The sequence below is a fragment of the Pontibacter amylolyticus genome (assembly GCF_014638845.1).
Lineage (GTDB): Bacteria > Bacteroidota > Bacteroidia > Cytophagales > Hymenobacteraceae > Pontibacter > Pontibacter amylolyticus.
In genome coordinates this window covers 337,172-360,942 of record NZ_BMFP01000002.1, presented here as the reverse complement: position 1 = coordinate 360,942, position 23,771 = coordinate 337,172, and the positions used below count along the sequence as shown (strand labels likewise).

Sequence of the window (23,771 nt, the reverse complement as noted above, 5' to 3'; positions counted from 1 at the left end):
CAGATGGAAGAAAATAAAAGATTAGTGAAAGTGCCAACCATGGCGGAGATGGCGGCAAACGGCGAGGAGCCGGAAGTGCTGTTCTGGGTTGGCTGTGCCGGTTCGTTCGACGACCGTTACAAGCGTGTAACGCGTGCTTTCGTGCAGATATTAGAGCACGTAGGCGTGAAGTATGCCGTGCTGGGCACCGAAGAAAGCTGCACGGGCGAGCCCGCCAAGCGCGCCGGCAACGAGTTCCTGTTCCAGATGCAGGCCATCACCAACATCGAGGTGCTCAACGCCTATAACATCAAGAAGATAGTGACGGCTTGTCCGCACTGCTTCAACACCATCAAAAACGAGTATCCGGACCTGGGCGGTAACTATGAGGTGATTCACCATTCTACGTTCCTGCAGCAGCTCATCAACGAGGGCAAGGTGAAGGTGCAGGGTGGCGAAGCCTTCAAAGGCAAGCGCATCACCTTCCACGACTCCTGCTACCTAGGCCGTGCCAACGACATTTACGAAGCGCCGCGCGACGTGCTGGCCGCACTCGATGCCGACCTGGTGGAGATGAAGCGCAGCCGCGCCAACGGACTTTGCTGCGGCGCCGGTGGTGCCCAGATGTTCAAAGAGCCGGAGCCGGGCAACAAAGACATCAACATCGAGCGTACGGAAGAAGCCCTGGCAACCCTTGGCACTGGTAATGGTGTGATTGCGACAGCCTGCCCGTTCTGCATGGTGATGATGAGCGACGGCGTGAAAAACAAGGAGCAGGAAGAAAGCGTAAAAGTTTTTGACATCGCCGAGCTGATCGCACAAGCGGAGGGGCTTAGTAAGTAAATTGCTACATTGTTAAATTGTTCAATTGTTGTTTTGGTATCAAGGGGGCTAAGCATACCTGCTTTGGCGTTTGCGAAAGCGTGTAATCAGGTATAGCCATCAGCCATCTAACCGTCAACAAGCTGCACGTTTTTTGAGGCAACAATTTAACAATCAACAATTCAACAATTAAAAAATGTACATTCCTTTTGACCAATTGCCACCGCATGCCCGGCTCTGGATCTACCAGGCTGACAGGGCGTTGACGGCGGAAGAGCAAGAAGAAATAAAGCCAATGCTGGAGCGTTTTGCTACTGAGTGGAGCAGTCATGGCGCAGGCTTGCAGGCGTCGGCCAGTTTCCTGCACGACCGCTTTCTGGTGCTGGCCAACAACGAAGCCGTTACTTCTGCCAGTGGCTGCTCTATCGACTCTTCGGTGAGTTTTGTACGGGAACTGGAGCAGCGCTTTGGCGTTTCGTTCTTCGACCGTACCCGACTGGCTTTTTTGAAAGACGATCAGGTAGAGGTGGTGAGTATGAACGAGTTAAAGAATAAAGTGGCCGCCGGCGAGATTGACGGACATACCTTATATTTTGATACATTGGTAAACAATTACGGAGAGCTGCAGGATGCCTGGCCACGGCCGGCGCAGCAGAGCTGGCTCTCCAGGTATTTTTAGAACCGCTAATTCAAAACCTACCCCCATGCAGCAGACGCTATCGACCAAGTCAGTGGCCCATTACCTGAAGTTTACAGCAGCCATTCTGCTGCTGGCCGTGGTGCTCAGCTCCTGTGGCGCGGGCATGTACCTGAGCAAGGCCGAGAAGCGCTTCGAAGAAGAGCAGTATGAGCGGGCCATCGAGTATTACAAACAGGCGCTGAAGGGGGCTAAGAACACCGGCGAGATCAATTACCGCATTGCCGAGTCGTACCGTCTGTCTAACCGACTGGCGGAGGCCGAAACCTATTACAAAGCCGCGCTCGACAACAACTACCGCAAAGAGGAGGGCTACTTCTATTATGGCATGGCCCTGAAGGCCAATGGCAAGTACGAAGCCGCTTTGGGCCAGATGCAGGACTACGCCCGCATTGGCAGCAAGCCGGAGCTGAAGGCACTCGCACTGCGCGAAGTCGAAACCCTGAGCCAGCTGAGCACCATTCTGAAGAAAAACACCGGCTTTGAGATCTATAACCTGGAGGCGCTGAATACGGAAGGCTCTGACTTTGCTCCTTTTGTGCGTGGCAACGAACTGGTTTTCTCGTCTTCCCGCGGACCTGGCAAAACCTACCTGGGCAATGGCGAAGGCTTCCTGAACCTATATGCCACCACACTCGGCGACACGGCCAACATGGGCGCTGCCGTGCGCAAGCTGGAGGGGGTAAACACCGAAGACCTGCACGATGCGCTGGCTACCTTTGCTGACGAAGGGAACACGATGGTGTTTGCCCGTGGCAACGAAGGCACCAAGAAAGGCCGCCGCAACGTGGACCTATTCATCTCCTTCTACCGCTCCAACGCCTGGACCGAGCCGAAGCTGATCAGCATCAGCGACCCGCGAGCCTGGGATTCTTCTCCTGCTTTCTCTCCTGATGGCAGAACGCTTTACTTTTCATCTGACCGCAAAGGCGGCTTGGGAGGCAACGACATCTACAAAACCACCATCGACGACAATGGCCGCTTCTCGGCTCCCGAGAATTTGGGCCCAAGCATCAACACGCCGGGCAACGAGAGCTATGTGTATGTAGGCCCGGACGGCACTTTATACATCGCCTCTGATGGTTTGCCAGGGCTGGGCGGACTCGATGTCTTTAAGATAGAAGATGGCAAACCCGTGAACATGGGCGTGCCCGTTAACTCCAGCGGCGACGATTTCGGCATCTTCTTCCAGGATGCTTTGACAGGGTACATTTCCTCTAACCGCGAAGGCGGCAAAGGGGGCGACGATATTTACGCGATTGCTAAGTCGGCCCGCAAACTGGTGAATTTCTTTGTGGACGGTACGGTATACCAGCGCCGCGACAAAGACAAGCAGCAGACGACAGTACCGAACACACCGGTGGTGCTGCAGGACAGCAAGGGGCAGAAAATTGCCGAAACCACAGCCGATGCAGAGGGTAAGTTCAGCTTCCCGCTCGACAGCGCGACTGCTTACTCTTTGCTGGCTGAGAAACCCGGCTTCTTCGCTGCCCGCCAGCGTGTGACTACTGTAGGCAAAATGCCACCGCAGAACCAGTTGCCAAACGAAGTGAACGAAGTACGCCTCACCGCTGACCTGCTGCTGACCGAGATCGTGAAAGAGAAGGCCATTGTACTTGAGAACATTTTCTACGACTTCGACAAGGCCGACATCCGACCAGACGCCGCTGAAGAACTCGACAAACTGGTGGAGATACTCGTGGACAACCCGCGCATCTCCATTGAGCTGAGTTCACACACCGACTCCCGTGGTGTAGACATCTACAACCAAGACCTGTCACAGCGTCGTGCCCAGTCCGCTGTGAACTACATCATCTCTAAAGGGATTGATAAGTCGCGTATCACGGCCAAAGGTTATGGCGAGAGTCGCCCGGTGGTGCGCAATGCCAAGACCGAAGACGAGCACCAGCGCAACCGCCGCACCGAGTTTAAGGTGGTGCGCATACAGGAGTAAGTGCCTGGACAAAAGACTTTTTGACAAAGGAATTTTTTGACACACATCGCTGGCTCGACAGGTGTAGCGCTATACCTTAGTGCAAATAAAATCGGCGGCTATAGTCTTGCACTGTAGCCGCCGATGCTGTTTCTACCCGTGCTATACCTAGCGGAAGGTATATATCAGGCCTACACTAAGACTACTTACCCGACTAATATGTCTGTGACTTGGAGCATAAGTCCCACTGCTGAGCAGTGGTGTGCGATAATCCAGTGAAAGAGCCATAGGCAGCTTTTTGAATTGGTATTCTATACCTACCATTCCGAAAGCAATTGGGCTTATACGGGGTTCGCCCTCATGTTCAAGCGGTGAATTGGTATGGCGCAGTATTCCCGCGCCTGCACCTACATAGGGCCGAAAGCGTTCCGAGAAACCCAGTTTCGGTTGCCAGATATAACTCAGGGAAGCCAGGTAGTCGCGAGAGTAGAAAGGTAGCTTTGTATAGACCTCGAAGGCTGTTTGGTCCGTGATAAAGTACTTGGCCGTTAGACCGAGATCTGTATAGCCCGCGCCTCCTACTGTATAACGGAGTCCGACAGCCGCCCTGTAAGTCGCTGATGCTTGTGGCTTTGTATCGGGCAAATCCTGCGCATGCACAGCCAGGAAGGTACAAGCACCGAATAGGGTAAGCAAAGCTTTCTTGATCATAGGTGTAGATTTAGTTTTGAGCTATTTGAGTTGGAACTGGAATCGGAGGCAGGTATACCTAGCGGAAGGTGTATTTCAGGCCTATACCTAAATTGCTGGACCTGTAATGGTTCACATAGTTTGGTGTGGTGCGTCCATAGCGCAGGAAGGTCGATCGGTAATCGAGCGAAAGGGCCAGAGGAAGCTTCTTGAAAGAGTATTCAGCGCCGAAAGAAGCAACTCCTACCGGATTAATATAGGAGGCGGGTCCATCGAAGTATGTAGGCGCCGGATTGTTGGTGCGGAGCAAGCCAACGCCTATACCTGCATATGGCCTGAGGCGGTTTGATGTAGCGAGTTTTGGCTGCCAGATGTAGCTGAGGGAGGAAAGAAACTGGCGGGATTCAGGATTCACATCGGAGTAAGCCTCTAAGGCAGACTGTTCCCGTATGAAGTACTTAGCCGTTACCCCAAGCGTCAAGCCTGTCGGTCCGACTGCATAGCGTAGGCCGACAGCCAATTTATAAGGCGCCGACACTTGCTGAGGTTGCACCTGCAGTGAATCTTGCGCCTGCGCTGCACCAACAAAACACAGACTGATGCATGAAATCAATAATTTCTTTATCATATTTTATTTAAGTTTGTTTATATAGAGGAGTCAATATATTGCAGGAAGGTTGCAAGGTATAGGTGCTGCTTTTCCGAAACGCTTTGCTTTATACCCGCTGGATTTGGCTCTGTGACATGCTGGCCCGACCAATAATTGCAGTCATGGCTTTTTAAAAGCATTTCTTTTTGCCGTATATACAAAGGCCTTTCTTAAATTTGTAAAGCAAGTAAGACCAGCACTATGGAAAATAGATACCTCCGGCGTGGCGTGTCCGCCTCAAAGGAAGACGTGCACAACGCCATCAAGAACATCGACAAAGGACTTTTCCCGAAAGCATTCTGCAAGATTATTCCGGACATCCTGACCGGCGACCCCGAGCACTGCGTGCTCATGCACGCCGACGGTGCGGGCACCAAGTCGGCACTGGCCTACATGTACTGGAAAGAAACCGGCGACCTGAGCGTGTGGAAAGGTATAGCACAGGATGCTGTGGTGATGAATACCGATGACCTGCTGTGCGTGGGCGCTATGGATAACATCCTGCTCTCTTCTACCATCGGCCGTAACAAGCACCTGGTTTCGGGTGATGTGATTGCCGCCATCATCAACGGCACCGAGGAGGTGCTGCAGATGCTCCGCGACAACGGCATCGGCATTTACAGCACAGGCGGCGAGACAGCAGACGTTGGCGACCTGGTGCGCACCATTATCGTGGACAGCACCGTGACGGCCCGCATGCGCCGCGACGAAGTGATCTCGAATGATAAGATACAGCCTGGCGACGTGATCGTGGGCTTTGCCTCTTACGGGCAGGCTACCTACGAAGACGAGTACAACGGCGGCATGGGCAGCAATGGCCTCACCTCCGCCCGCCACGATGTGTTTCACTCATACCTGTCCGCCTCTTATCCGGAGAGTTACGATCCGGAATTACCGAAGGACCTGGTGTACGCAGGCAACTACCGCGTGACCGATGTGGAGCCCGAGACAGGTATAGAAGTTGGCAAACTGGTGCTTTCGCCGACACGAACCTATGCACCTATCGTGAAGGAAATTCTGAACCAGCACCGTCCGCACATACACGGCATGGTGCATTGCAGTGGCGGCGCCCAGACCAAAGTGCTGCATTTCACCGAAAAGGTGCACATCATCAAAGACAATCTCTTCCCGGTGCCGCCGCTGTTCCGCATCATACAGGAGCAGAGCCACACCGACTGGAAGGAGATGTACAAGGTCTTCAACATGGGCCACCGCCTCGAAATTTACCTACCGGAGCAATACGCCCAAAGCCTGATTGACATTTCGAAGTCCTTCAATGTGGACGCGCAGATTGTTGGTCGTGTAGAAGCCAGCGAACGCAACGAACTCACGATCAAGACTGATAAGGGGGAGTTCTACTACGAAGGATAAGCTTCCGAGTAAGATTTGAAGAGAAACCACAGGTATAGCGCCTGTGGTTTTTTACTTATACCTATACCTGCAAAATCAAAGAATCCCCGCAGACAAAGCCCGCTCTTCTTTAGTTCCACAAACTGGCACAATAATTGGCTTGGCGAAAGTATACGCTAAAACCTATACTGCCATGAAAAAGCTTCTACTCCCGCTTCTGTTTGTGCTGCTGGCGCTGCCGGCTTTCGCACAACCCACTGTTGTGACCTTTACCACCCATCGGGGCGAACTGTTCCAGATGGCCCTGGATGGGCGTGTGATCAACCGATCGGCTTCCAACTTTGTGCGCATCACGCACCTGCGGCCCGGTAACCACTATGTGGAGTTCCGCATCAGAGGTCGCCATGGCATTTACAGGACAGGTATAAACGTGCTGGCCCGCGCTGGGTACGAAACGAATTACTCCGTGCGTGTGTCCGGTAGAAAAGTAGCCCTGCACGTGCTCAGCGAAATACCACTGGGCCCGCCGCCGGTAGTGGTTGTGCCACCGCGCTACCCCGACCGCTATGAGCCCGCTCCGCCGCGTTACGAGCCGGTGCCTCCCCGTTACGAAGAGCCCGCCAACGGCTGCCGCAACCTCCTGGACCGCTACGACGTGGACCGCCTGATCGACGCCATGAAAGGCCGCGACTTCGAGAGCACCCGCCTCACCATTGCCCGCGAGGCGGTGCGCAACAGCAGCATCCTGTCAGAGGACCTGCGCAATGTGCTGCTGCAATTTGAATTTGAAAGCACCCGACTGGAGTTCGCCAAATTCGCCTACGACAGCGTGTGCGACAAAGAGCGCTTCTACTACATCTACGACATCTTCAAGTTCGACCACCATGTGCGGGAACTGGAGGAGTATACCAGCCGGAGAAGGTGATTTTAAGTTAGAAAGTTGAAAAGGTAGAAAGGTATAAATTGAGAGCAGTGTGGGGCAATCCTGCGTTGCTCTTTTTTTAGTTAAGAGAAGGTATAATCTACTGGAAGGGGAGAATCAAGCTGAAGCATTAGCAATCGTAATGAATCAGGCAATGCGGCGAATCAAGAAGATATACCTAAGAGTCTTTTGTCCTTTGTCAAAATATCCTTTGTCCAGATTGTCCGGAAGCGATGGGCCTATACCTGAAACACGGCGCAGCACTACGACTTTATCTTCTGAGGCAGGTAGCCGAAGTGCTTTTTAAAGGCAGCCGTGAAGTGAGCGGCGTACTTAAAGCCTAGGGCGCTGGCAATGTCGCCTATCTTATTGTCACCTTCCAGCAACATCTTCCGGGCCTGTTCCATGCGGTAACTGTTCAGGTAGCCGAACACTGTGGTGCCGAACACCTGTTTGAAATGCTTTTTGAGATAATACTCATTCGTACCGACCATATGGGCCAGGTCAATCAGCGAACAGGGGCACTCCATGTTTTTAAGGATCAAATCGCGGGCGTGGAGCATCTTTTCGATATCCGTTTGCTTCAGCCCTGTAACGAGTGACGCTTCATCCTGCTCGCATTGCTCAAACTGCAGCATCAGCAGCTCGATCACCTTCGCCTGCACAAACATGCGCTTGCTGTAGCCTGTGTACGTGCAGTTGAGCAGCTCGTGCAGCACCGCTGTTATCCTGGGTGTGATGGGTAGATTCCCTTTTCTCAGCCGTGCTGGCTTACCGGCCAGGATATGCTCCCGCAACTCTGAAAACGGGCCTCCTGTTTCAGGCAGATAGTGCAGCAGGAAGTCCGAGGGAATGTATACGGTCATCATCTCCACCTGCGGACCGGGCTTTATCTCCTGTTGCGCCTGCGCGTCGGAGAAGAAAAGCAGGTTGTGCTGCTGGGCGTCAAAACTGGCAAAGGGTTTTGGGTTGTCCCCCACTCTAAAGGCGCTCTTCCCACGCATCGAAAAGTACAACTGGGCGAAGTCCTCGCTGTTAAAGCACCCCACCACTTTTTTATTGGATAAACTGATGGTGGTATGGCTGAAGTGGATTTCGCCGGAAGGAAAGCGCATGTTGGCCTCGGCGGTAGCACGTGCATCCTGACCCTGGCAGGCGCAGAAGGTGGGCCGGTTCTGCTCAGCCAGCTGCTGGCTGGTGCAGTCCCGCTCACTGATTCCCGGTTCGCTCACGTCTTGCTCCATGTTTTCCCTCATTTGATAAAAGTATTCCCTTACCTGTTATCGAAATACCTTTGTAAGGTCTACTTTTGCGCAAGTTAAGTTTATTTAGACTATATCTAAATAACGAACCGGATAAAAAAGGCGATGGTCCTTTCAATATTGCCTTAAAGCCAATTACTATACCTTACAGAGATATGTTCAAACATTTACTGGCGTCGGCTTTACTTATGCTCACGGCGCTCGGCGTTTCAGCACAGGACCTGGCCGTTTCGGGGCAGGTGACAGAACAGACGACCGGCACGGCGCTGCCAGGCGTCACGGTTAGAGTGAAAGAAACAAACAACGGAACCACAACGAACACTGACGGGGCTTTTCAGATTCGTGCCAAAGAGGGGGAGGTACTTGTTTTCTCATACATAGGTTATGCCTCCCGGGAAGTGTCGGTAAACGGAAATGCCGGTTCGTTGCAGGTCGAGCTTCAGCCCGGCAATACCCAACTCTCAGAAGTGGTGGTGACTGGTGCACTCGGTATCAAGCGGCCCGCCCGCGAACTGGGCACGGCCAGCGCCCAACTCAACACCGCCGAGCTGACCCAGGGCAAAGTGGTAAACCCCATTCTTGGACTGGCCAGCAAGGTGTCGGGCCTGCGCATCAACATGTTCGACAGCAAGGTGGACCCGGATGTGCAGGTGAACCTGCGCGGTATACGCTCCCACACCGGCAACAACGCGCCGCTCTATGTGGTGGACGGCGTGCCTATACCTGACATCAACCGCCTTAATCCAAACGATATCGAAAGCATCAACGTGCTGAAAGGCGCCAACGCAGCGGCGGTGTACGGCTCTGACGGCGTAAACGGTGTGCTGATGATCACCACCAAAAAAGGCAAGGCAGGAACGCAGCGCATCAATTTCTCCAACACCACTACTTTCGATAAGGTAAGCCGCCTGCCGGAGCAGCAGACGGAATTCGGCCAGGGACTGAACGGCGTATACGACCCGCTGCAGTACCAGTCGTGGGGGCCGCGTTTTGATGGGGAGCTGCGCCCGGTGGGACCTGTGCTGCCAGACGGCAGCCAGTGGCAGTTGCCTTACAGTCCAAATTCGGACGGCAGAAAGGCGTTCTTCAACACGGGGTTTACCACCCAAAACGACCTGAACTTTTCAGGTGGCGATGAGAAAACCACTTACTATTTCTCGCTGCAGGATGTGCTGACCAAAGGCATCATCGAAGGCGACAAAAACAGACGCTCCGGCGCCCGCTTTAACGGCTCCCGTTCCTTTGGCAAACTGAGCACCAGCTACAACCTCAACTATGTGTTCAACAAAAGCGACGTAACCCAGAGCGAGCCCTGGTCTACGGTATACCGCCTGCCGGTCAGCCTGCCTTTTGCCGACTTGAAAGACTGGGAAAACACGCCGCATGCCAACCCGAATTACTGGTTCAGCACTAACCAGCCCAACCCGTACTTCAACGCCGATAACCAGCGCACGGTAAACGAGCAGCAGACCCTGACCGGAAACATCGAGCTCAACTACGAGCTTGCTCCCTGGATCAGCGCCATCTACCGCCTGGGCCTTTACAGCCGCAACACCGACACCCGCACCACGGTAGGTAAGTTTACTTATACCACACCGGGTCGCACAAACATACCGGGCAGCGTAAACGATGCTACACATAACTTCCGACGCATCAACAGCGACTTTATCCTGGACATGCACAAGGACTTCGGTAAGTTCAGCACTCGCCTGTTACTGGGCAATAATGTGCGCACCGACGACAGCAAGACAACCAACCTGAGTGCCTCGGCGCTGGTAGTGCCCGGCCTGTTCAACCAGGACAACCGTTTGGGGCAGTTGGGCGGAAAGTCCGGCATCAGCCAAAGGAGGCAGGTGGCAGTCTTTGGAGAATTGACAGCCGGCTACAACAACTACCTGTTTCTAACCTTTACCGGTCGCCAGGAAGCCGTGTCGGTGCTGAGTCCGGAGAATCGCAACTACTTTTACCCAGGCGTGAGTTCGTCTTTTGTTTTCAGTGATGCCATACCTGCGCTTCAGAACAACAGCACGCTCTCCTACGGCAAGGTATACGCCTCTTACAACCGGACCGGTAATGTGGTGGTGGAGCCCTACCAGTTGCAGAATGTGTACAGCCAGACCGACGGCTTCCCATACGCCAACCTACCTGGCTTTAGCTTGAGTACCTCCGACGCCAACCCGAACCTGAAGCCTGAGTTTGTGACCTCATTTGAAGTGGGCACGCAACTGAGCTTCTTCCAGAACCGCCTGAATTTGGAGGCCGCCTATGTAGATGCCAAAACAACGGACGGTACCATCCTGGCCGACATCTCTGCTGGATCCGGCTTCACATCGGCTTGGGTGAATGCCTTCAAGGCGAGCAACAAGATCATCGAACTGAACATCAACGGAGATGTGATCCAGCGCGGAGACCTGGTATGGAATGTGGGAGCCAACCTCACACACATCAGAAGCGAGGTAGAGGAAATCTACGGTGGCATCGACCAGCTGTTCCACTTCCGCCAGAACTACCTGATCGTGGGCAAGCCTTACAATAGCTACCTGTTCACCGACTACAAGCGCGATCCGCAAGGTCGGGTGATCGTGGACCCAAAAACCGGCAACCCGGTAAGTGGTTCGGAACTCTACTACGGCGGCACCGGCACACCTCCTTATCAGCTCGGCCTGAACACCTCACTGCAGTACAAAGGCTTCAAACTGGGCGCGCAGTTTGATTGGCGCATGGGCGCCGTGGTATACACCGAGGCAGCAGCTCGTATGATCTCAGACGGTACCAGCCCGCTCACCACGCAGTATGGCCGCGAACCGTTTGTGATCCCGAACTCCGTGATCGAGACTTCTCCGGGCGTATTCACTCCAAACACCGAGATACAGACCAAAGGTGACCGTAACTACTTTGCCAACCACTATGCCACGGTGCAGTCGAACTACGCCGTGAGCGCCGACTTCTTCAAACTGCGGGAACTGAGCCTGAGCTATACTTTGCCAATGGAATGGCTGGATGGGCAGAAGCTGGTGAAAGAGGCGACCATCGGTTTTGTGGGCCGCAACCTGTTCTCTGTCTGGGCAAAAGACAACATCTACAACGATCCGGAGTTTGTGTATGCCGGCGGAAGCAGCGAAGGCTACATGAGCTGGCGACACCTGCCGCCGACCCGCACGTTTGGCTTCAATGTAAACGTGGCATTCTAAATAAGATCATTCTGCATACTTAGTGATATGAAAAAGTTATTCTCTCTTATCCTGATCGCGCTTGCCGGCACTACTTTTACCGCCTGCGACAGCTTCCTGGATACAAACGTGAACCCCAATGCACCGACCGATGTGCCGGTAGAGCAAAAGTTACCTGCCGCACTTGTCAAGACAGTAAACCTCGAAACGGGCGCCCTGAATCAACTGGGCGCCGTGTGGGCAGGCTACTGGGCCAAAGCTACGGACGGTCCTGTGAACACCTCGCTGTTCAGGCTGGAAGAAACCTACGGCGTGGAGGCCATGTCCTTTGACCGCGACGGTCGTCCGATCTGGGAAGACAGCTATACCACGCTGGTTAATTACAAAGACATCGAGAATAGTGCCGCCGCCACCGGCGATCTGGCCTATGTAGGTATAGCGAAGATCATGCAGGGCTGGCACTTCATGCGCCTCGTGGACCTGTACAATAACGTGCCTTTCTCGGATGCCCTGCAGGGAAGCACCAATGTGACGCCAAAGTACGAAGACGGCCAGGTGGTATATGATGGAGCCATCAATCTCATCACGGCAGGTATACAGGACATCAAAGCAGCCCCTGCCTTGTCTAAAAAGCCGGTGACCGACGACGTGATTTTCAAAGGCAACCTGACACTGTGGGTGAAATTCGCCAACACGATCAAGCTGCGGGCGCTGCTTCGCCAGTCGGAGGCCGGCAGGGAAGGCTACATCAACGACGAGTTGGCCAAAATAAAGCAGGAGGGAAGCGGGTTCTTGGGTGCCGGCGAGAGCGCGTTGGTCAATCCGGGTTACCAGATCACGGCCGGTTTGCAGAATCCTTTCTGGGACACTTACTACAGGAACCAGGCCGGAGCGCTTACCACTGGCTACAACACGCTGCGCCCCACGGCCTACCTGGTGCAGCAGTACAAAGAACGCAACGACCCGCGCCTGCCCAGGCTCTACCGCCCCGTGAATGGAAACTACGTAGGCGTGCCGCTCGGAGCGATCAGCGCTGACTTTACCATGGCAAAAACCTCGGCTTTGCTGGGACCGAACGAGAACGGCAACCAGCCGGCAGGTTTGCTGAAGAGCGCACAACAGCCATCTGTTTTTCTATCTTCATTCGAAAGCCTGTTCCTGCAGGCTGAAGCAGCTGAGCGGGGCTGGCTGAGCGGGGCAGAGCAACTCTACGAAGAGGCCATCAAAGAATCCTTTAAATACATGACTGTGCCGGCGAGCGAATTTGTGGCCTACAATGCGCAGCCATCTGTTAACTTTGCACTTGCTTCGAACAAGATCGAGCGCATCATCGAGCAGAAGTGGCTGGCGCTGAACAGTATCAGCAGCATCGAAGCCTGGAACGACTTCAGAAGGCTGAACTACCTGAACAGGTTGCCACAGTCGCTGCAGAGCCCGTCGGCTGACCCGGATTTCAGGCCACGCCGGTTGACTTACCGCCAGTCGGAGGTATACACCAACAGCGAGGAAGTAGCCAGGCAGGGGGCCATCGATCCATTCCGCTCGCGGGTATTCTGGAACAAGTAAATTGAAAATAGCAATACACAGTACTTCCCTTCCTTGCCGGCAAAAGCAAGGAGGGGATTTTTAGCTAAACATCACCACCATGACACAAAACCAAAAACCAAAATCGACCTGGCAAAAGGTGCGCAAGCTGTTCAACGACCTCCACCTGTGGATGGGTATAGCGAGCGGCCTGATCCTGTTTGTGGTCTGCCTGAGCGGCACTATCTATACCTTCAACACCGAGGTGCAGGAGTTTATGGAGCCGGAGAAGTTTACCGTGCAGATAGAGGCGGGAGTTGAGCCTATGGCAGCGGAAGCAATCATGGCAAAAGTGGCAGCCGAGACAGGCGGTAAGGTGAGTGCTATTACTATACCTGCTGACCCCTACCGTACCTATACCGTGAACGTGAAAATGGACAAGGGCGGGGAAGGAAAAGGCCCTGGTGGTAAAGCAAAAGGTAGTGACAAGGGAGCCGGCGAAAAAGGCGGTGAAGGCAAAAAAGGACCGGAAGCTGCCGTAGCCAAAGGCGGGCCGGGTGCTGGTCCTGGTGGCAAAGGCGGTGGCCGCGACCGGGGCACCAACTACCTCGTGAACCCCTACACAGCTGAAGTGATCGGCACGACCGAAAGTCCGACTTCCGAGTTTTTCATGACCATGTTCCGTTTGCACCGCTGGTTGTTGCTCGATACCGAAGTAGGCCGTCCGATTGTGGGCTGGGCTACCATTATCTTCACGCTGATCGTTATCAGTGGTCTGGTGATCTGGATCCCGCAGAAAGTGAAAAACTGGCGACAAGGCCTCAAGATCAAGTGGAGCGGCAACTGGAAGCGCGTTAACCACGACCTACACAACTCGCTTGGTTTCTACTCGTCATTCCTGTTGCTGGTCATGTCGCTGACGGGTCTTACCTGGTCGTTTGAGTGGTACAAAGAAGGATTCTTCAAAGTGCTGGGCGTAGAGCAGCCGAAAGACCGCAAAGAAGAGCCGCTTTTCTCCACTGTGCCAACAGATCCAACCCAAGCCACAGCACCGACGATAGCGGATTACGTAAAGGCGGCTGATACCGCGCTGCCTTACAAGGGTGACTACCGCATTTCGTTCTCAACCGATTCAGCCGCTACGGTATCTATCAACAAGAACAAAGTGGGCTTTTTTGCGCCGGCGGCCTCAGACAAACTGCAGCTCGACCAGTACAGCGGACAGGTGCTGAAGGCTGATGTCTTCGCCGACAAGCCGTTCAACGAGAAAATCACCTCCTCCATCAAGCCGCTGCACGTGGGCAACGTATATGGCACCTTCTCCAAAATACTCTACTTCATCGCCTGCCTCGTGGCGACCAGTCTGCCGATCACGGGCACGCTGATCTGGATCAACAAGCTGCGCAAGAAGTCGAAGAAGGGGGCTATACCTGTGGCCAGAAAGTCGGCCACGGTTTAGAGGTGGTAGCTTAGGCTTTTTTGTCATTTTGAGTACAACAAGAAATCTGGGGTATTTCATGGTTTCCACACTATTTCAGATTTCTTGTTGCACTCGAAATGACAAGGTGGCTTTCTCTACTTAGTGCTCAACTTTAAAAAAGGAAGGGCTTCTGTTCATCACAGAAGCCCTTCCTTTTTATGCATTTGGCAATGCGCTATACCTTAGCGCAGTCTGTCGACAGAGCGAACCAGGTCCTCGTCTTTTTTGATGAAGCGGTTAGCCAGGGCATTGAGAAACAGCGCCAGTACAGGCATGTAGAAACCGGCCTCGTAGCCACCTCCGTTGCCAGCAGCCATCGCGTTGCCTACGTAGTTGGCATAGTAAAATGAGGTGCCGAACAGTGCGATCAGTACCAGCGAGTTAATCAGGCCGAACTTCATTTGGGTAAGGCGGCTCTTGAACTGGAAAATCTCGTACAGGGCCACACCTGCTGCCACAATCGCGAGGATGCCGATGGCGATCGTGCTTCTGCCTGTCTGCGCGCCTGCCTGCACGGCCTCACCCTGGTCGTTCACCGTCTGGAAAAACAGGTTCCAGGCAGTCAGCACCACCTCTTCGCCGGTGGTGGCATCAACTTTAGACCAGATTGGCAAAAACAACAGGGACACCATGGCCACCACGATGAGCGCCAGAAATACGGTTTGAATTCTTTGTATCATAAGGGGGTTAATTTAACTTGCAAAGAGATGCAAAATTAGACAAAGACCTGTAAAACAAAAATTGATGAGCACAGCTTATATAATTGATATCGTTAGAACACCCGTTGGCAAGTTTACCGGAGCCCTCAGCAGCGTGCGCCCCGACGACATGGCAGCCTTTATTCTGAAAGAGTTGATGGCCCGCAATCCGCAGCTGGACCCAAGCCTGATCGAGGATGTGGTGTTGGGCGCCGCCAACCAGGCTGGCGAAGACAACCGCAATGTGGCCCGCATGGCGCTCCTGTTGGCCGGGCTTCCGCACGAGATCGGTGGCGTGACCGTGAACCGCCTTTGCGCTTCGGGATTGCAGTCCATCATCGACGCTGGTCGCGCCATTACCTGTGGCGACGGCGACGTATACCTGGCCGGTGGCGTGGAGAGCATGACGCGCGCGCCTTTCGTGATGGCCAAAGCCGAAACCGCTTTCGCCCGCACCCCCGAAATCTACGACACCACTATCGGCTGGCGCTTTGTGAACAACCAACTCTCGTCACTGCACTACCCGTACAGCATGGGTGAGACGGCCGAGAATGTGGCCGAGCGCTACGGTGTTTCACGTGAAGCGCAGGACGAGTTTGCCCACAGCTCGCAGCTCAAGTACAAGGCCGCAGCCGAGGCCGGCAAGTTCAAAGACGAGATCGTACCTATACCTGTACCGCAGCGCAAAGGCGACCCGATCATCTTCGACACCGACGAGCACCCGCGCCTTTCGTCTGTAGAAAAGCTGGGCACGCTGGGGGCAGCCTTCAAAAAATGCGGCACTGTGACCGCAGGCAACGCCTCTGGCATAAACGACGGGGCGGCCGCTTCGTTGGTCGTGAGTGAGGAAATCGTAAAGCGCTTCGACCTGAAGCCAATGGCCCGCATTGTGTCGGCCGCAGTGGCCGGTGTAGAACCCGCATACATGGGCATGGGCCCGGTTCCAGCTACCCTGAAAGCCCTGAAACGTGCAGGCCTTACCATCAACGACATTGGTCTGGCTGAGATCAACGAGGCGTTTGCGGCGCAGGCTATACCTTGTGTGCAGGAACTCGGCATCAACCCGGAGATCGTGAACGTGAACGGCGGCTCCATTGCCATCGGTCACCCACTGGGGGCAAGCGGCACCCGTATCTCAGCTACCTTACTGCACGAAATGAAGCGCCGCGACAACGTGCGCTACGGTTTGGCCACCATGTGCGTGGGGGTAGGGCAAGGAGCAGCCATCATTTACGAGAAACTATAGTTATTTTTTATATTAGGAAAGGCCCTTCTGAAGCTTCAGAAGGGCCTTTTTCTTTTGCATATTATGCCGCAGTGGCTAACCGGATAGAAACTGGCACCTCCTTTGCCTACATTTCATCAAACCTAAAACAAAAGCTTATGAAAAAGTTGATGACACTGGTACTGGTAGGTTTGGTGGCATTTGGGGCTCAGGTAGCCACCGCCGCCGACTACAATGGTGATAAAGATAAAGGCAAGAAAAAGGGCAAGCCCTCTTTTGTAGAGGAGAAACACCGGGCGCATGCCGAGTGGAAGCGGGAGAAGGAGTATGAGAAGGCCCGCAAAAAGGAATACAAAGACCGTGATGACGACGATGATCGTTGGGAGGATAGAAGAAGAGATGACGAGCGTTGGGAGCGACGAAGAGAAAATGAGCGAAGAGATGATGATCGCTGGGAACGACGAAAAGAAGACGAGAAAAGAGCAGAACGGCAGGAGCGTGAGCGCTGGGAGAAGCGGGATGAGCAGCGCCGCAATCGCAGCCTGGGCGAAATTCTGCAGGAAGGTGTGAGAAACGACGATATCGGTAATCGCTCCCCTGATCCCAGCCACAGAAACTAAACAACCTTTTGCTATAACGATACTAGTGTAGAGCACACAGTTTCACCCTTTGCAGAGGGCACTCCTGATGGGAGTGCCCTTTCTGTTTTTATAAACTATGAGGCGTGGCCTTTAGTGGCCGGGTGCACTAATTTTCTCTCACTTTTGTCAGGAAATCTTATCTTTGCCCATGCGGTATTTTCTGGAAATCGCCTACGACGGCACTCGTTTTCATGGTTGGCAGGTGCAGCCCAACGCGCTCTCGGTGCAGGAGGTGCTCGACGATTGCCTGAGCAAAGTGCTGCGGCAACACATCAACTCCACGGGGAGCGGCCGCACCGACACGGGCGTGCATGCAAGTCAGCAGTTCGTGCACTTTGATGTGGAGGAGGAACTGGACCCCGCGCATACGGTTTACCGCTTTAACCGCCTCCTGCCGGCTGATATCGTGGCGAAGAACCTATACCTGGTCACCGACGCGGCCCACGCCCGATTTGATGCCTTTGAGCGCACTTATCACTATCACATCACGCTGGCCAAAGACCCTTTCAAAAGATACTACGCCACGTATCTGCCGCGTTCCGTGGATGTGGCGCAGATGAACGAGGCGGCTGCCGTATTGCTTCGTTACGAGGATTTTACGACCTTTAGCAAAGTCAAAGGCGACACCAATCACTACCGCTGCAACATGTACGAGGCCATATGGCGACAGCAGGGCGACGAGCTTATTTTCACGATCCGGGCCAACCGCTTCCTGAGAGGTATGGTGCGCTTGGTCGTGGGCACTTTACTGGACGTAGGGCGCGGCAAGCTCACGGTGGCCGATTTTGAGCGGATTGTGGCCAACCAGGACCGCAGCAAGGCCAGTGGGGCGGCACCATCGGAGGGGCTATACCTGGCCAGGGTGTCGTATCCGGAGCATATTTTCAAGACATCACCAAAAACAAACCCTTTATAGCATGCAATTACCAGAAGACCAGAACGGTCCCCATCTAAACGGCAAACACCTGCGCCCTGAAAGTTTGATGATGAGCTACGGTTATAACCCGGAGTGGTCAGAAATGGCCGTCAAGGCGCCGATTTACCAGACTTCTACCTTCGTGTTCAAGAACGCGGAAGAGGGCAAGGCCTTTTTTGAACTAGCGTATGGCCTGCGTGAGAAGCACGCCGAAGAGCAGCTTGGCCTGATCTACAGCCGCCTCAACAACCCCGACCTCGAGATACTCGAGAACCGCCTCCGCTTCTGGGACGGTGCCGAGGAAGCGGCCGTGTTTGCCAGCGGGATGGCCGCCATCAGCACCACGCTCCTGGCCTTGCTTAAGCCAGGCGATCTGATCCTGCACAGCGAGCCCATCTACGGTGGTTCTGACTACTACATCAAAAACATCCTGCCGAAGTTCGGCGTGAAGAGCATGGGCTTCCGTGCCAACACCCCGATTGAGAAAGTAGAGCAAATGCTCGAAGAGTCAGGTATGGCCGACAAACTGGCGATGGTATACCTGGAAACCCCTGCCAACCCAACCAACCACCTGGTGGATATCGAGGCATGCGCTGCCATGGCCAAGAAGCACTCGACTGCGGATAAAAAAGTCGTGGTAGCCGTGGACAACACCTTCCTCGGCCCGGTGTTTTCGCACCCACTCAAGCACGGTGCTGATCTTGTGCTATACTCGGCCACCAAGTACATTGGCGGCCACTCCGACCTGATCGCGGGTGCCTGTGCTGGCCCGGCTGACTTGATGAAGCAAGTAAAAGGCATGCGTACGTTCATGGGTTCCATGGCGAGTCCGTGGACTGGCTGGATGCTGATGCGAAGCCTCGAGACGCTGAAGATCCGGATGGAGTGCCAGGCACGCGGCGCCGAAGTAGTAGCGGCATACCTGAAAGAGCACCCGAAAGTAGACAAGATTTACTTCCTCGGCTATCTGCAGGATAATCCGCAGCAACAAGCTATTTACGACAAGCAATGCAAGGCAGCGGGCTCTATGATTTCGTTCGACATCAAAGGCGGCGAGAAAGAGGCATTCACATTCCTGAACAACCTGAAGCTGATTAAACTGGCCGTGAGCCTTGGTGGCACCGAGTCGCTGGCTGAGCACCCTGCCTCCATGACGCACTCCGACATCTGTCTGGCTGACCGCGCCGTGATGGGGATTGGCGAAGGCATGGTGCGCATCTCGGTAGGCGTGGAGCACCCGGAGGATATCATATCAGATATCGCACAGGCACTCGAGAAAGTAGTCGTACCTGTGGAAGCGGAGGTATAGGTATAAAATCCCACCCAAGCCCTCTCCTCAAAACAGGGGAGGGCTTTTTTGTGCCTTCAGGAGGAATGGCTATACCTGATAAATCCCGAAAATCCTGATGCAAAAACCATTAACTTTGCAAGCGGTTAGCATGTAGTATCCGTAAGGGTATAGCTACGGCTGGTTAGTTGCATGAGTCGCAGATCCCGAACTCGATTCGGGGCATAGTAGCTCGTGTCTGTGTTAGACTCAGGTATAGGTATAGCCTGCTTTGCACTGTGGCTATTGCTTTCTGCAGGTATAGCAATCGTGCTGTTTCATAGCTTCGCCTGTGCGGCGGGCACTCACTTTTTGTCTTGACACAAAAAGTAAGCAAAAAAGTCAAGACGCTCCAAACTCGCTGAACGCTCAAACAGTGGAGCGCCGAAAAGTGCACCTGGCTGATGCTGTTTGTTTCATCGCTTCCGGGGCAAGTTAGCCTTGCTGTACCTGCCAGTGGTGCGTCACACTCACGACATGGCTTATACCTGTAGGCTGGCCACGGCAGTAAGGTCCCCCTTCGAAGGGGGATGTCAATCGTGCACAGAATACTGAAGCGACAATGCCTATACCTGTAAATTGGTAGCAACAGATTCCCCGCCTGGGGGTAGGGGCCCTCTAAAAGACAAGGAGGGGCAGGGGTGGTTGGATCCGGTATAGCAGCTACTATGATTATACCTGACAATTAAGCACCAGCTGAAAATCCCCTCTTGGGAGGGGTGGGTTAAGTAAAGTGGCCCTTAAAAGGCAAAAGATACAAGCTATACCTGAAAATTGGTATCAGCAGAAAAGCCTCCTTTGAGGTAGGGCAGCTGGACAATAAAGGAACAGGCGGACAACAATTGTTCCCGGGTTTAATAACAGAACAACCAAACTTGGAAGATAAACCACAAAATACAGGCAAGGTATTCGATGCGGACGTGATCCGGCGGCTCTTCACCTTTGTGAAGCCGTACATCCGGATCTTCTACTTCATCGTGTTCCTGACGTTCGCCTCGGCCATACTGGCTGCAGTGCGCCCCTTCCTGATCCAGTATACCGTGGACCAGGAGATCCTGCAGAACGACTGGGAAGGACTGAACAAGATGTTCGTGATTCTCGCGGTGCTTCTGGTCGTGCATGCCATCGTGCAGTACCTCCATACCTATTTCGCTGGCTGGCTCGGTCAGCACGTGGTGCGCGACATACGGGTTGTGCTTTACCGCCACATCCTCAACCTGCGCCTCAAGTTCTTCGACCGCACGCCCATTGGCACGCTCGTGACCCGCAACGTGTCGGATGTGGAGACGCTATCGGATGTATTCAGCGAAGGGCTGGCGGCCATGATCGGCGATATCCTGCAGCTGGTCTTCATCCTGGGCTTCATGTTCTACATCGACTGGGAACTGGCGCTGGTGAGTTTGTCCACTTTCCCGATCATGCTTATCAGTATCTACATTTTCAAAGAGAAGATCAAAGACACGTTCCAGGATGTGCGCACGGCCGTGGCACGGCTCAACTCCTTTGTGCAGGAGCATATCACCGGCATGAGCATCGTGCAGATCTTCAACAACGAGAAGCGCGAGATGGAAAAGTTCAAGGAGATCAACAAGGAGCATACCCGCGCCAACGTTCGGTCTGTGCTCTACTACTCGGTGTACTTCCCGGTGGCGGAGATCATCGGTGCGGCCGGTTTGGGCCTGCTCGTTTGGTATGGCGCTCACGGCGTGATCGACAACGACGTGTCGCTGGGAACGCTGATGGCCTTCATCCTCTATATCCAGATGTTCTTCCGCCCGATCCGCATGATCGCCGACCGCTTCAACACGCTGCAGTTGGGCGTGGTGAGCACCGAGCGCCTCATGCGCCTGCTCGACAGCAAGGAAATGGTACCGGACAACGGCACCTATGCACCGGAGAAGATAAAAGGCAACGTGAACTTCAAGGATGTGTGGTTTGCCTACAAAGACGAGGACTGGGTGCTGCGCAACATTTCGCTCGATGTGAAAGCGGGCGAATCCGTGGCCTTCGTAGGAGCCACGGGCGCGGGTAAGACCTCGATGATCAACCTGCTCAATCGTTTCTACGAGATTAACAGCGGCCAGATCCTGATCGATGGGCACGACATCAAGGAGTACGACCTGGACGTGCTGCGCCACCACATCGGCGTGGTGCTGCAGGATGTGTTCCTCTTCTCGGGCACCATCGCCGACAACATCAGCCTGGGTAACAAAGCCATCACCGAGGAGCAGATGTGGCACGCCGCCGACCTGGTGGGCGCCCGCAAGTTCATTGAGCGACTGCCGGGCGGCCTGCACTACCAGGTGATGGAGCGTGGGGCCACACTTTCGGTAGGCCAGCGCCAGCTGATCTCCTTCGTGCGGGCCATGGTCTACAACCCCGAGATCATCATCCTCGACGAGGCCACCTCTAGCGTCGACTCCGAAACCGAAGAACTGATCCAGTACGCCATCGACCAGCTCATGCACGGTCGTACGTCCATCGTTATCGCCCACCGTCTGTCTACTATCCAGAAGGCTGACAAGATTATTGTGATGGACCGGGGCGAGATAAAGGAAATGGGTAACCACGAGGAATTACTGCGCCACGACGGTTACTATGCGCAACTCTACCACATGCAGTACAAAAACATGATCGACCTATGAACAAGAAATTCTTGTTAGTGATGTTGGTGCTCTCCTTCATCGTAGCGGCTTTTTATGCCTATCTGGGAGGCTTCAGCTCGGCCAGCGTATCAGAAGCAAGTTCAACACAACTTTATGTGGCGGGCCGCGCCTTCCATGGTTCCGTAAACGACAGTGGGATCAATGATGCTTTCCGGAGAGCTGCCGAGGTGCTCGACAAGAAAGAACTGGGAGGAACGCTGGGCAATATCTACTACAACAATCCCGAGGGGAGGGCCGATAGTGTGAACGCTTTTATCGGCATAATTATACCTGACAGCACGGTGCAGTTGCCTGCCGACTACGAACTGCGGGTAGTGCCCGCTGGCCGACGTGTGCTGCGCGGCGAAGTGAACGCCCATTACATGCTGGCCCCAAACAGACTCTACGAAGCTATTTTTGACTACGCCAAAAAGAAGGACCTAGAATTGGACACTTTCTACGTGGAGTGGTTCCCCGATGACCATCAGGGTATAGTGGAGGTTCCGATAAAGGACTAGCTTGCAGGTATAGATTATCTCTCTATATTTGATAAAAGGGGAACGGTCACTCCTTTCCCCGTGGAACGATAGCAAAACAGCAAATTGGGCAAAAAGGCAGAGGCAAAAAAGGAGCTGATACTGGACGCAGCTAAGTCGGTGTTCGGCAAACTAGGCTATAGCAAAGCCACACTGGATGACATTGCCCATGCCATCGGACTCAAGAAACCCACGCTCTACTATTACTACAAGAGCAAAGAAGTGCTCTTTATCGAGGCTTTCTCGCAGGAGTGGAAAGACAGTCTGTACCGGATCAAGAAAATAGCCGAACAGGAAAAAGACCCCCGCGAGCGCTTGTTGCGTTACATCCGCTCATCGCTGCGCTACTATCAGGAAATCGTCACGCAGCACACCATCTCCATCCAAGTGCTCATCGAAACGCGCATCATGTTTCAGGAGCTTTTTAAGGAATCGCGTGCCAAGGAGACGAATTTCTACGCCTCCGTCATTAAAGAAGGTATAGCCAACGGCACTTTTATCGAGTGTGAAGCCGAGCGGGTGGGCTACTCTATCATGGTCGTCAAAGACCTGATCCAGTTCGAAGAGTTCCAGCGCGCCCAATTCCACAACCTGCCCTCCATCGACTTTGAGAAAATAGAGCGCGAGGTTCTCTATACCGTGAACCTGATTCTGGAAGGTATACGGGTGAGGGTGTAAGGAATAAAAAATGCCCCCAGGAAAGCAAACCGCTTGCATGGGGGCATCAGTATGTCTAAAGCCTGCTCAGGCTAATAAACGTATCAAAATAGGGTGTGGGGTTAGGCCGTTAACTACTCAGCCATGCTGTTGCCCTGACTGGCTTTGTACTCTTCCAGCTTTGCCTTCAGCGCATCCACATCGGCGTGGTGGCCTTTGGCTACTTCGGCAGCGTCGAGCTCTATGAGCATGTTCTGCATTTGCTTCAGGTAGGCGGTTTTGTCCTTTTTGAGGCAGCCTTTGTGGTTGTCTTTGCAGGTGCCGTCCTCGTCCATGGGCTTGAACATACCACCCTCTCCATAGATGAGCCACTGCGTGTTCAGGTCATGAAAATTCTTTACGATAGCCACTAACTCATCGAGCAGGTAATTTTTCCCTGACAGGATGTTGGCAAGCACTGCTTCATCGCTGCCCGTCATCTCGAGGAGCTGTGGCATTTCCAACTCTTTGATGCTGGTATAAAAACGGAACCTTTTGCCGATTTGCTGTATGTCAATAGCCATAGATAGAGATTTAGGAGTTGATTAAACTTGCTATACGTACCTATAACAGTTTCTGTATCAAAAAATTCCCTCAGATAATACTATG

General features: G+C 53.7%; 20 protein-coding genes. 15 read left to right on the top strand and 5 right to left on the bottom strand.

The window, feature by feature from the left end:
* Window positions 1-3 precede the first annotated feature (3 nt).
* From IEV97_RS06545 to IEV97_RS06535, 3 genes are all read left to right on the top strand, one after another.
* Window positions 4-822 (top strand): (Fe-S)-binding protein, encoded by an 819-nt coding sequence (locus tag IEV97_RS06545; protein ID WP_229733828.1) that lies wholly within the window; start codon window positions 4-6, stop codon window positions 820-822.
* Between the two features lie 175 nt (window positions 823-997).
* The gene (locus tag IEV97_RS06540; protein WP_188500704.1) at window positions 998-1,480 is read left to right on the top strand and encodes a hypothetical protein; all 483 of its coding nucleotides are present in this window, start codon (window positions 998-1,000) and stop codon (window positions 1,478-1,480) included.
* A 25-nt stretch (window positions 1,481-1,505) separates the two neighbouring features.
* Window positions 1,506-3,452, top strand: coding sequence for a CHU_0125 family OmpA-like outer membrane integrity protein (locus IEV97_RS06535; protein ID WP_188500703.1), 1,947 nt, complete (start codon window positions 1,506-1,508; stop codon window positions 3,450-3,452).
* A gap of 147 nt (window positions 3,453-3,599) precedes the next feature.
* Here the strand turns inward: IEV97_RS06535 and IEV97_RS06530 are convergent, their stop codons facing one another.
* The gene (locus IEV97_RS06530) at window positions 3,600-4,142 is read right to left on the bottom strand and encodes a hypothetical protein (RefSeq protein WP_188500702.1); all 543 of its coding nucleotides are present in this window, start codon (window positions 4,140-4,142) and stop codon (window positions 3,600-3,602) included.
* Window positions 4,143-4,200: 58 nt separating this feature from the next.
* Window positions 4,201-4,749, bottom strand: a complete 549-nt coding sequence (locus tag IEV97_RS06525) for a hypothetical protein (RefSeq protein ID WP_188500701.1) — start codon at window positions 4,747-4,749, stop codon at window positions 4,201-4,203.
* Window positions 4,750-4,971: 222 nt separating this feature from the next.
* Between IEV97_RS06525 and IEV97_RS06520 the strand changes: the two genes are divergently transcribed.
* Both IEV97_RS06520 and IEV97_RS06515 read left to right on the top strand, forming a co-directional pair.
* Window positions 4,972-6,141, top strand: coding sequence for an AIR synthase related protein (locus IEV97_RS06520; RefSeq protein ID WP_188500700.1), 1,170 nt, complete (start codon window positions 4,972-4,974; stop codon window positions 6,139-6,141).
* Between the two features lie 172 nt (window positions 6,142-6,313).
* Window positions 6,314-7,045, top strand: a complete 732-nt coding sequence (locus IEV97_RS06515) for a proline and serine-rich protein 1 family protein (RefSeq protein ID WP_188500699.1) — start codon at window positions 6,314-6,316, stop codon at window positions 7,043-7,045.
* A gap of 260 nt (window positions 7,046-7,305) precedes the next feature.
* Here the strand turns inward: IEV97_RS06515 and IEV97_RS06510 are convergent, their stop codons facing one another.
* Complete coding sequence (locus IEV97_RS06510) at window positions 7,306-8,286, bottom strand: helix-turn-helix transcriptional regulator (protein ID WP_188500698.1); 981 nt, start codon at window positions 8,284-8,286, stop codon at window positions 7,306-7,308.
* A gap of 173 nt (window positions 8,287-8,459) precedes the next feature.
* Here IEV97_RS06510 and IEV97_RS06505 point away from each other — a divergent pair, with 173 nt between their 5' ends.
* The 3 genes from IEV97_RS06505 to IEV97_RS06495 all read left to right on the top strand — a co-directional run bounded on the left by IEV97_RS06505 (window position 8,460) and on the right by IEV97_RS06495 (window position 14,457).
* Entirely contained in the window at window positions 8,460-11,495 is a 3,036-nt protein-coding gene (locus IEV97_RS06505) for a SusC/RagA family TonB-linked outer membrane protein (RefSeq protein ID WP_188500697.1), read from the top strand.
* A 27-nt stretch (window positions 11,496-11,522) separates the two neighbouring features.
* Window positions 11,523-13,040: a SusD/RagB family nutrient-binding outer membrane lipoprotein gene (locus tag IEV97_RS06500; RefSeq protein ID WP_188500696.1), complete on the top strand. Its 1,518-nt coding sequence runs from the start codon at window positions 11,523-11,525 to the stop codon at window positions 13,038-13,040.
* 79 nt (window positions 13,041-13,119) lie between these two features.
* Entirely contained in the window at window positions 13,120-14,457 is a 1,338-nt protein-coding gene (locus IEV97_RS06495) for a PepSY-associated TM helix domain-containing protein (RefSeq protein ID WP_188500695.1), read from the top strand.
* Between the two features lie 203 nt (window positions 14,458-14,660).
* Here IEV97_RS06495 and IEV97_RS06490 read toward each other — a convergent pair whose 3' ends face one another.
* Window positions 14,661-15,158: a DUF4293 domain-containing protein gene (locus IEV97_RS06490; protein WP_188500694.1), complete on the bottom strand. Its 498-nt coding sequence runs from the start codon at window positions 15,156-15,158 to the stop codon at window positions 14,661-14,663.
* A gap of 64 nt (window positions 15,159-15,222) precedes the next feature.
* Between IEV97_RS06490 and IEV97_RS06485 the strand changes: the two genes are divergently transcribed.
* The 7 genes from IEV97_RS06485 to IEV97_RS06455 all read left to right on the top strand — a co-directional run bounded on the left by IEV97_RS06485 (window position 15,223) and on the right by IEV97_RS06455 (window position 23,144).
* Window positions 15,223-16,422, top strand: a complete 1,200-nt coding sequence (locus IEV97_RS06485; protein WP_188500693.1) for an acetyl-CoA C-acyltransferase — start codon at window positions 15,223-15,225, stop codon at window positions 16,420-16,422.
* A gap of 137 nt (window positions 16,423-16,559) precedes the next feature.
* A complete protein-coding gene (locus tag IEV97_RS06480) occupies window positions 16,560-17,021 on the top strand; it encodes a hypothetical protein (RefSeq protein WP_188500692.1) in 462 nt (153 codons plus the stop codon).
* A gap of 169 nt (window positions 17,022-17,190) precedes the next feature.
* Window positions 17,191-17,958: a tRNA pseudouridine(38-40) synthase TruA gene (gene truA, locus IEV97_RS06475; RefSeq protein WP_188500691.1), complete on the top strand. Its 768-nt coding sequence runs from the start codon at window positions 17,191-17,193 to the stop codon at window positions 17,956-17,958.
* A 1-nt stretch (window position 17,959) separates the two neighbouring features.
* Entirely contained in the window at window positions 17,960-19,267 is a 1,308-nt protein-coding gene (locus IEV97_RS06470) for a cystathionine gamma-synthase family protein (RefSeq protein WP_188500690.1), read from the top strand.
* Window positions 19,268-20,160: 893 nt separating this feature from the next.
* Window positions 20,161-21,930, top strand: a complete 1,770-nt coding sequence (locus IEV97_RS06465) for an ABC transporter ATP-binding protein (protein ID WP_188500689.1) — start codon at window positions 20,161-20,163, stop codon at window positions 21,928-21,930.
* Window positions 21,927-22,448, top strand: a complete 522-nt coding sequence (locus IEV97_RS06460) for a GyrI-like domain-containing protein (RefSeq protein ID WP_188500688.1) — start codon at window positions 21,927-21,929, stop codon at window positions 22,446-22,448. The genes IEV97_RS06465 and IEV97_RS06460 overlap by 4 nt, the downstream gene beginning before the upstream one ends.
* A gap of 84 nt (window positions 22,449-22,532) precedes the next feature.
* Window positions 22,533-23,144, top strand: a complete 612-nt coding sequence (locus IEV97_RS06455; RefSeq protein WP_188500687.1) for a TetR/AcrR family transcriptional regulator — start codon at window positions 22,533-22,535, stop codon at window positions 23,142-23,144.
* Between the two features lie 113 nt (window positions 23,145-23,257).
* Here IEV97_RS06455 and IEV97_RS06450 read toward each other — a convergent pair whose 3' ends face one another.
* Window positions 23,258-23,686 (bottom strand): hypothetical protein, encoded by a 429-nt coding sequence (locus tag IEV97_RS06450; RefSeq protein WP_188500686.1) that lies wholly within the window; start codon window positions 23,684-23,686, stop codon window positions 23,258-23,260.
* Window positions 23,687-23,771: the final 85 nt, after the last annotated feature.